Source organism: Pelagibius sp. (genome assembly GCF_028281305.1).
In the GTDB taxonomy this organism is placed as follows: Bacteria; Pseudomonadota; Alphaproteobacteria; order Kiloniellales; family Kiloniellaceae; genus Pelagibius.
The window spans coordinates 1-7,155 of sequence record NZ_JANQKD010000054.1 but is presented as its reverse complement, the minus strand read 5'-3'; the positions used below and the strand labels follow the sequence as shown (position 1 = coordinate 7,155).

Sequence of the window (7,155 nt, the reverse complement as noted above, 5' to 3'; positions counted from 1 at the left end):
TTGGCTCCGCGGACTGGACTCGAACCAGTGACCCGGTGGTTAACAGCCACCTGCTCTACCAACTGAGCTACCGCGGATCAGGATTTCCACCGCACCCGGGTCGCCCCGGCGCAGCGAAGCGGGGTTATATCAAACCGTCCCCTCGGCTGCAAAGACTTTGCAACAGCTTCTGCTGCTTTGTGGCGGCGGTCCTTACGTCCGATACGCCCGCAAACCCTAGGCGCCGGCCACCACCGCGAGCAGGCATTTGGCGACATCGAGATAGGAGGAATTGGGCATGTGGAACCAGCGCAGAAACTCTGCTGTCGTCATGTCCCCGGAAAGCCAGCGCTCCAGAAACATCTGGCTGACCGGGTGCAGGCGCTCCGGCAGGCAGGCGAGGACGTCTTCCCTGATCGCTCCAGTCTCCGCTTCTTGGGCTGTCGGGTCTCCGGCCAGCGGACCTGCTGCCCGTTGCTGGACCCGTTTCCAAGCCACAACAGTGTAGAGAGAAGCTGACAGGTTGGTAAACGTTTCTTCTGTGTTCGTGTTTTGTTCTTGTCATTGATCTGAGAAGGCGCTACGGTCGGTGGAGATCGCAGTGACACGGTTTTCAGGACTGACGGGGAAGGAGACCGACCTATGGGTGACTTCGGAAACGACGCTTATCAACCGCCCCTCTGGGAACGCCTGGCAAGCGGACTCGCTGCCGTCGGTACCTTTGCGTTCTTCTTCAGTGCGGTCGGCTACGGCTGGTACAGCCTGATAGCGGCGATGGCCCACTAGGCCGCGCTTGTATCCGGCGTTCTGACAGATCTGGGCGTGAAAGCCCCGGAGTATGAAAGTCCCCGAGTACGAAAGCCCCGGGTATGAAAGCCTTAGGATGAAAGACAAGCGTGCTTGAGAAGGTGCAGGGCCGCAGTCCGGGCTGGCCGTCCGGCAACTGGCCGGTGGGTCGCCTGGAGGCCCGGGCCGGAATCGAACCGGCGTGCAAGGATTTGCAATCCTCTGGATAACCACTCTCCCACCGGGCCGCGGCGAGCGGGCAGAAGCTATACTGCCGGCCCTGACCTTGGTCAAGCTGGCAGGGGTCAAGCTGGCAGGGGTCAAGCTGGCAGGGGTCAAGCTGGCAGGGGCGGGCGGTTGCCATGACCAGTCCTTTCGACCAACCGCAGGCAAGTTGCCGCGGCCAGTCACTGTGAAGAGCCGCTGCTGAGACTCTGCCGACCCTCTACTGACTCTCTGCTGATCTTGGGACTGGCGACCCATTCTGGTCCGTTGTGTTCTGAGGTCTGCGCGCCTATAAACCAATCTTGTGGAGAAACCCATACGGACGATCCGGGAATTCGGAATCGCAGGGCGACTCCGCTATGCGATGTTGCACATGTTGCGTCGGCTCAACCCGTTCGGCATCGGTTTCTATTCACGGCGTAGTAGGTGACATGGTTGATTTCGCTGCCGCCCGCCTGAACATGGTGGACAGCCAGATCCGCACCAACAAGGTGACGGATCTTCGGGTCATTGATGCCTTTGAAACAGTTCCGCGGGAGCGCTTCGTCGGGGAGCAACTGCAGGGCATTGCCTACGTCGATGAAGATCTTGAAGTTGCGCCGGCCCGGTATCTGATGGAGCCCATGGTGTTGGCGCGCCTGCTGCAGGCTGCCGCCCCCGGCCCGACGGACATGGTGCTCGACGTGGCCTGCGCGACAGGGTACTCGACGGCGGTCTTGGCCGGCCTCGCCGAGACGGTCGTCGGGGTCGACAACGATCGCGGCCTGGTCGAGAGTGCCAATCGCACCCTGAACGGTCTGGACATCGACAACGCGGTGGTCGTCGAGGGCGCGCTTGCAGACGGTTACTCGAAGCAGGCTCCTTACAACGTCGTTCTGATCCAGGGCGCGGTCACCGAGGTGCCGGCTGCGATCAAGGCGCAGATGGCCGACGGCGGGCGCCTGGTCACCGTCGTTGTGGATGAAGCGGGCATCGGCCGCGCGACCTTGATACAGCGGTCGGGCGAGGTCTATTCCGCGCGGGTTCTCTTCGATGCCGCCACGCCGGTGTTGCCGGGGTTCGAGCGCGCGCCGGGGTTTGTGTTTTAGAGACCGGACCGGCCGCGTGCTGTCGCATTCCTGACGCAAGAGCGCGGTATGAGGGGGCGGCAGGAAGTGTGGAACGATGGAGTGCAGTGGGGATGAGGCCTCCTGGAGGGCACGTAACAACCTCACGGGACAACCTCACAGGACAACGTCACTGGCCAATGTCTCTGGCCAATGTCGCTGGCCAATGTCGTGGGCCAGCCTAAGTGAGGCGTCAGAAGGTTCGATGTGATCGTGGTAAGCGGCCGGATTTTGCACGGCGGCAGCAATGCAGGGAGACAGTCTGGCATGACATCTTTGACCGGCGGTGAGCGCGACGGTGCCCGGGCGGGGCCCCTGGCAGCACAGACTCTGGCAGCGCGGACTCTGGCATCGGCCCCTGGCCGTCTTCGCGGTTTTGCCGTAACCGGGGCTGCTCTTGTGGCGCTTGTCGTCGGCGTTCAGCCGGCAGTGTCGCAGACGCTGGAGGAAGCCCTCATCCAGGCCTATCAGTCCAACCCGACCTTGAGCGCCGCCCGCGCCGAACTGAGGTCGGTGAACGAGCGGGTGCCCCAGGCCCTGTCCGACTGGCGCCCCTTGCTGGAAGCGGATGCCTCCGCCGGCCAGGCCGTAGACGACGTCGAAAGGCCGACGGACAGGGGCTCGGACGGGCGCACGCCGCTGGCCACCGATCTGACCCTGACCCAGCCTGTCTACCGTGGCGGGCGGACCGTTGCCGGGACGGAGCGGGCCGAGAACGAGGTGTTCGCCCAGCGGGCTCTGCTGGCGGACAGCGAACAGACGGTGCTCTTCGATGGAGTGACGGTCTTCGCCGACGTCTGGCGCGATCAGTCCGTGCTTCAGCTCAATCTGAACAATGAACAGGTGCTGGCCCGCCAGCTCGAGGCGACCCAGGACCGCTTCGAGGTCGGCGAGGTGACGCGGACCGATGTCGCCCAGTCCGAAAGCCGCCTGTCGACGGCAACGGCGGACCGCATTCAGGCAGAAGGCAACCTGACCTCAAGCCGGGCAGCCTTTGAGAACGTCATCGGCGTGTTCCCCGAGATTCTGGAGCAGCCCGAACGGCCGCGTGAACTGCCGACCGACCAGCAGTCGGTGATCGATGGCGCCGAGGCCGCCAATCCTTCGGTTCTGGCAACCCAGTTCACCGAGTTGGCTGCGCTCCGGGAGGTCCGCGAGGTCGAGGGCGAGCTTCTACCGGAAGTAAGCCTTCGCGGGCAGCTGAGCTATCAGAACGAGGCAGCCTCCCGCGGCAGCGAGAGCAGCACGGCCGAGGTGCTGGCCCTGGTGACCGTCCCGCTCTACCAGCAGGGGTCCGTGTCCAGCCGCGTGCGCGAGGCCAAGCAGGTCGCCAGCCAACGCCGGCTGGAGGTCCGCGAGGCGCTGCGCCAGGCCCGTGAGGATGCCATTTCCGCCTGGGAGAGCCTGCAGACGGCCAGGGCGCAGATCCAAGCCTTCCTGGAATCGGTCCGCGCCAACGAGATCGCCCTGGAGGGTGTACGTCAGGAAAACGCTGTCGGCGCACGTACGGTCCTGGACGTTCTTGATGCTGAGCAGGAGCTGCTGGACGCCCAAGTCAACCTGGTGGGCGCGCAGCGCGACGAGATCGTTGCCAGCTATCAGGTGCTCACCGCCATCGGGCGCCTGACGGCCATGGATCTGGGCCTTGAGACCGAGATCTACGATGCCGAGGCGGACTATCGGGCGGTGCGCGACAAATGGTTCGGGCTTACCGCCCCGGGCGTCCCGGAGTAGCGGCCGGAAAGCCCCGGATTCAGCCGCTGCCGGCGCTGTGGCGGCGCGATTGGGCCTGATCGGGGTTTGGTTAATAGAAAATTTCCGCTTTGTCCCTATGCAGTGTTACAAGACCGTTCTGAACACGTGACGTCCTGGGCGTCTGGGGACTTGGTGAAATAGGTATGCCGGAAGAGCAAAACGAACCGACGATGGAGGAGATCCTCGCCTCCATCCGGCGGATCATTTCCGAAGACGAGCCCGACGAGGCGCAGGACGGCAAAGCCAAGGCCAAAGAGACTCCAGCAGAGGCGGCCGAATCTGCGGCAGAACCGGAGACGGCACCCGAACCGGAGCCCGCACCCGAACCGGAACCCGAACCGGAACCGGCCCCCGAACCAGAGCCTCAGGCGGAGGCCGCGCCGGCGCCTGAGCCCGACCCCGCGGCGTCGGCGCCCACCGGCGCCGACAATATCCTGGATCTTACCAAGATGGTGGCGGAGGACGGCAGCATCGTCGATCTGGAGGCCGAGGACGGAGAGTCGGCAGCCGACAGTGCGCCAGAGCCGGAACCCGAGCCGGAACCCGAGCCGGAACCCGAGCCAGAGCCTGAAGCAGCCGCCGAACCGGAGCCGGAGCTAGAACCCGAGCCAGAACCCGAGCCAGAACCCGAGCCAGAACCCGAGCCGGAACCAGAAGCGGCTGCCGAGCCGGAACCGGAGCCCGAGCCTGAGGCGGCGGCCGAACTTGAGCCGGAGCCAGAACCTGAGCCGGAGCCAGAACCGGAGCCAGAACCGAAGCCCGAGCCCGAGCCGGTTGAAGCCGCTGCTGTTGCGGCGGATCCGGTCGAAGACGGCGCTGCGGCGGAAGAGCCTGCAGCGGATGAGACCGGAACCGAACTGGCCCCGGCGGGGCTGGACAGCGAGGTCGTTTCAGCCGCAACCGCAGCGGCGGCGACCGCTTCCCTGGCCGCTGTGACCAAGGCAGCCATGGCCAACCGTCAGCCGGACGGCATCCCGCTGGGTGGTGGAAAGACCCTGGAGGACCTGGTCCGCGAGTCCCTGGTGCCGGAACTGAAAGGCTGGCTGGACGAAAATCTCCCCGATCTGGTAGAACGCATCGTTCGCGAGGAGATCAAGAAGATGGTACGACGCGCCGAAGATCAGTAGGCCGGGCCGCCCCCCAGGCGGCCGATGAAGGTGGGGCCTGCTGTATGGCGCAACGGCGCACCATCTGATATCCAAATCCCGAAATTGTCCGCCGAAGGCACGCTTGGCCGCGCCGAACGGCTCGTTTTTTGAAGGATCGCCAGCGATGCTGGAAAAGACGTATCGGCCTCAGGAGGTCGAAGACCGGCAGTATGCGCGCTGGGAGGCGGCCGACGCCTTTGCCGCGCAGTTCGACGAGAGCAAACAGCCCTACACCATCATGATCCCGCCGCCCAACGTCACGGGCAGCCTGCACATCGGCCATGCGCTGAACAACACCATCCAGGACATCCTCATCCGCTACCACCGCATGCTCGGGCGCGACGTGCTCTGGCAGCCAGGCACCGACCATGCCGGCATCGCTACCCAGATGGTGGTCGAGCGCCAGCTCGGCGAGCAGGGGATCGAGCTGGACCGCGGCATGCCGCTGGCCCCCGGCAACACGAAGCAGATCGGCCGTGAGGAGTTCATCGAGCGGGTCTGGGCGTGGCGCGAGGAGTCCGGCGGCACGATTTTGAAACAGCTCCGCCGCCTGGGTGCCTCCTGCGACTGGTCGCGCGAGCGCTTCACCATGGACGAGGGCCTCTCAGAGGCCGTTTTGAAAGTTTTTGTAACGCTTTACCGCAAGGGGCTCATCTATCGCGACAAGCGGCTGGTGAACTGGGACCCGCGCTTCCACACGGCGATCTCCGATCTGGAGGTGGAGCAGAAGGAGATCGACGGCCATCTCTGGCACTTCAAGTACCCCATCGAGGGTGAGGAGGGCCGCTTCATCACCGTCGCGACCACGCGGCCGGAAACCATGCTGGGCGACACCGCCGTCGCCGTGCACCCCGACGACGAGCGCTACCGGGATCTGGTGGGCAAGCACGCGGTCCTGCCGCTGGTCGGACGCCGCATCGTCATCGTTGCCGACGACTATGCCGATCCGGAGCAGGGCTCCGGCGCGGTGAAGATCACCCCGGCGCATGACTTCAACGACTTTGAGGTCGGCAAGCGCCACGGCCTTGAGATGATCAACGTCTTCGACCGCGATGCGCGCATGAACGACAGCGTGCCGGAGGCCTACCGCGGCCTCGACCGCTTTGAGGCGCGCAAGCGGGTGGTTGCCGACATGGAGGGCGCCGGTCTTCTGGAGAAGATCGATGCGCACCGCCACACGGTGCCGCACGGCGACCGCTCCCACGTAGCCATCGAGCCCTACCTGACCGACCAGTGGTACGTCGATGCGGCGACCCTGGCCAAGCCCGCCATCGAAGCGGTGGAGCAGGGGCGCACGGTCTTCGTGCCCAAGCAGTGGGAGAAGACCTATTACGAGTGGATGCGCAACATTCAGCCCTGGTGCATCTCGCGCCAGCTCTGGTGGGGCCATCAGGTGCCGGCCTGGTACGGGCCCGACGGGGAAGTCTTCGTTGCCCACGACGAGGGCGAGGCGGCCAAGGCGGCCGAGGCCCACTACGGCAAGGCGGTGGACCTGACCCGCGATCCCGACGTTTTGGACACTTGGTTCTCCTCAGCGCTCTGGCCCTTCTCGACTCTCGGTTGGCCGGAGGAGACGGAGGCGCTGAAGCGCTACTACCCCGGCGACGTGCTGGTCACCAGCTTCGACATCATCTTCTTCTGGGTTGCCCGCATGATGATGGACGCGCTGGAATTCATGGACGGCGAGGTGCCCTTCCACACCGTCTACATCCACGCCCTGGTCCGCGACGAGAAGGGCCAGAAGATGTCGAAGTCCAAGGGCAACGTGGTCGACCCCCTGGACCTGATCGACCGCTTCGGTGCCGATGCGGTGCGCTTCACCCTGACGGCGCTGGCCGCCCAGGGCCGCGACATCAAGCTGGCGGAAAGCCGGATCGAGGGCTACCGCAACTTCTGCACCAAGATCTGGAACGCGGCGCGCTTCTGCGAGATGAACGACTGCGCCTATGGCGCGGACTTCGACCCGGCGGCCAACAGCCAGCGCGTCAACCGCTGGATCGTCAGCCAACTGGCCCAGGTCGAGCCGAGGGTGCGCGGCGCCATCGAGAGCTACCGCTTCAACGAGGCGGCCCAGGCGCTCTACCAGTTCATCTGGCACACCTACTGCGACTGGTACCTGGAGTTCGCCAAGCCGCTGTTCCAGGGCGATGACGAGG

Annotated in this window: 6 protein-coding genes and 2 tRNA genes; 5 read left to right on the top strand and 3 right to left on the bottom strand. The window is 65.0% G+C overall.

Annotation, left to right across the window (positions count from 1 at the left end):
- Position 1: 1 nt before the first annotated feature.
- Positions 2–77, bottom strand: a tRNA-Asn gene (locus Q0982_RS12315).
- Between the two features lie 139 nt (positions 78–216).
- Positions 217–477: a hypothetical protein gene (locus Q0982_RS12310; RefSeq protein ID WP_299395911.1), complete on the bottom strand. Its 261-nt coding sequence runs from the start codon at positions 475–477 to the stop codon at positions 217–219.
- 144 nt (positions 478–621) lie between these two features.
- Between Q0982_RS12310 and Q0982_RS12305 the strand changes: the two genes are divergently transcribed.
- The gene (locus tag Q0982_RS12305; protein WP_299395908.1) at positions 622–765 is read left to right on the top strand and encodes a hypothetical protein; all 144 of its coding nucleotides are present in this window, start codon (positions 622–624) and stop codon (positions 763–765) included.
- A gap of 174 nt (positions 766–939) precedes the next feature.
- On the opposite strand, the gene Q0982_RS12300 is transcribed toward Q0982_RS12305, so the two are convergent.
- A tRNA-Cys gene (locus tag Q0982_RS12300) sits at positions 940–1,013 on the bottom strand.
- Between the two features lie 408 nt (positions 1,014–1,421).
- Between Q0982_RS12300 and Q0982_RS12295 the strand changes: the two genes are divergently transcribed.
- The 4 genes from Q0982_RS12295 to Q0982_RS12280 form a co-directional block, all read left to right on the top strand.
- Positions 1,422–2,078, top strand: a complete 657-nt coding sequence (locus Q0982_RS12295) for a protein-L-isoaspartate O-methyltransferase (protein WP_299395906.1) — start codon at positions 1,422–1,424, stop codon at positions 2,076–2,078.
- A gap of 285 nt (positions 2,079–2,363) precedes the next feature.
- Complete coding sequence (locus Q0982_RS12290; protein WP_299395903.1) at positions 2,364–3,830, top strand: TolC family outer membrane protein; 1,467 nt, start codon at positions 2,364–2,366, stop codon at positions 3,828–3,830.
- A gap of 164 nt (positions 3,831–3,994) precedes the next feature.
- The gene (locus Q0982_RS12285) at positions 3,995–4,978 is read left to right on the top strand and encodes a DUF2497 domain-containing protein (protein ID WP_299395901.1); all 984 of its coding nucleotides are present in this window, start codon (positions 3,995–3,997) and stop codon (positions 4,976–4,978) included.
- 145 nt (positions 4,979–5,123) lie between these two features.
- Positions 5,124–7,155, top strand: a 2,032-nt coding sequence (locus tag Q0982_RS12280; RefSeq protein WP_299395899.1) for a valine--tRNA ligase, incomplete at its 3' end; no start/stop codon positions are given.